Origin of the sequence: Actinoplanes auranticolor, from assembly GCF_018332655.1 — a bacterium.
In the GTDB taxonomy this organism is placed as follows: Bacteria; Actinomycetota; Actinomycetes; order Mycobacteriales; family Micromonosporaceae; genus Actinoplanes; species Actinoplanes auranticolor.
In genome coordinates, this window is sequence record NZ_BOQL01000133.1 from 1 (window position 1) to 1409 (window position 1409).

1 protein-coding gene is annotated in these 1409 nt (G+C 67.8%); it reads left to right on the forward strand.

Annotated features, from left to right (window positions below):
* Positions 1-148 precede the first annotated feature (148 nt).
* Positions 149-1387 (forward strand): IS701 family transposase, encoded by a 1239-nt coding sequence (locus Aau02nite_RS46010; protein WP_212995027.1) that lies wholly within the window; start codon positions 149-151, stop codon positions 1385-1387.
* The last annotated feature ends 22 nt before the right edge of the window (positions 1388-1409 follow it).

The window sequence follows — 1409 nt, forward strand, 5'->3', positions numbered from 1 at the left end:
CTGAGCTGCGGTGACGGTGTGGTTTTGTCCGTGGACAGCAAGCAGCCACCGTCGAGTCTCAGCGGTTGTGTGGACCTCAGAAGATACGGCGGTGGCTGCCGCCTACAGAGTAGATGCTCAGCGATGGTCTGAGCTGTTCGAGACGTTGATGGACACGATCGAGGCACGCTTCGCCCGCCCGGAGAGCCGGCGCCGGGTCCGTGACTTCGTGGCCGGGTTGCTCGCCCCGCTGCCGGTCAAGAACTGCTGGACCATCGCAGAGCACGCCGGCGACGGCGGCCCGGGCGGCATGCAGGACCTGATCGGCCGGGCTGGCTGGGACGACGCCGCGGTGCGTGCTGACGTGCGGGAGTTCGTCACGGCCCGGCTCGGACACCCGGACGGGATCCTCGTGGTCGATGAGACCGGAGACCTGAAGAAGGGCGTCCACACCGTCGGAGTGCAGCGGCAGTACTCCGGCACCGCCGGGAAGATCGAGAACTGCCAGCTCGCCGTCCATCTCTCATATGCCTCACCACTCGGGCACACGCTGCTGGACGTTGCGCTCTACCTGCCGAAATCCTGGTCCGAAGACCCGGCACGACGCGCTGAAGCGGGCGTGCCCGACGCCGTCGCATTTGCCACGAAGCCGCAGCTGGCACGTCGACTGATCGAAACTGCGGTGGCCGGTGGGCTGCCGTGCCGGTGGGTCGCCGGCGACGAGGCCTACGGCGGCGACCCGCAGCTGGCGGCCGCATTACGCAGTCACCGGCTCGGCTATGTCCTCGCGGTGGCCTGCTCGCACCGGGCACCGACCGGCCTCGGCGTCCAGCGGGCCGATCAGATCGCCGCCGGGCTGCCGAAACAGGCGTGGCAACGACTTTCCGCCGGCACCGGCGCGAAAGGCTTCCGTTACTACGACTGGGCATTCATCGCCCTGCCCCTGGCCGCAGACGCGCACCGCGGCCATCACTCGGTGCTGATCCGCCGCAACCGCACCACCGGTGAGCTCGCGTTCTACCGCTGCTGGAGCCCCGAACCTGTTGCGCTGCAACACCTGGTTGCCGTCGCCGGCCGCCGCTGGAGCATCGAAGAATCGTTCCAGGCCACCAAGACCGGCCTCGGATTGGACCAGCATCAACACCGCCGGTGGCGGGCCTGGCACCGCTGGACCACCCTGGTCATCGCCGCGCACGCGTTCCTCGCCGCTGCCACCACGGTCAACACCGAAACCCCAGACGGACTGATCGCGATCACCGTCAACGAACTACGCCGACTGTTCCACGCCCTGGTCATCGACCCGGTCCGACGCGTCGCCGACGTCATCGCCTGGTCCATCTACCGGCGACGACACCAAGACCAGGCCAAAGCCAGCCACTACGCCCGACAAGCCCTCACCGAGCCCTAAAGATCTCCTGCTGGAGTACTAG